Annotated in this window: 1 protein-coding gene; it reads right to left on the reverse strand. The window is 70.5% G+C overall.

The features are described from left to right. Nucleotides 1–515 (reverse strand): nucleotide disphospho-sugar-binding domain-containing protein (locus AC5L38_RS44405; RefSeq protein ID WP_495248858.1); only part of this gene is annotated, 515 nt, incomplete at both ends.

Genomic DNA, 515 nt, shown 5'->3' on the forward strand with positions numbered 1-515 from the left:
GTGGGGGCGAGGGCGTGCAGGGGGACGAAGGAGACCAGGCGGGTGTTGGCCGGGACGTGGTGGAGTTCGGCCTGCTGCTTTTCCGGCAGGGTGGCGACGACTTCGATGTCGAGGTCGGCGAGGTGGGTGAGGATGTCCTGGACGTCGATGGAGTAGCCGTCGAGGCGTTCGGTGGCCGAGGTGCCCAGGGTGAGGCAGACGCGGGGTTTGGTCGGTGGGGTGTGCAGCCAGGGTGGGACGACGGCGGTGCCGTTGTAGGGGATGTAGCGCAGCGGCAGGTAGGTGAGCGGCACATCCAGCCGTAGCGAGGTCGGGGTGTAGTCGATCGTGAAGTGCCCGGTCGTCAGGTCCTCCGAGAACGGGACCCCCAGGCGCCTGGAGTGCAGCCCCAGCCACTGCCCGAGCGCGTCGGTGGTGGCCCCCGCCTCCCGCCTGGCCCGCAGATAGTGGCCGCGCATCCGGGCGAACAGGTCCAGCCCCCACATGAAGCGGGCGTGCGCCGCGCCGCACGCCTT

It is taken from the genome of Streptosporangium nanhuense, assembly GCF_059358815.1.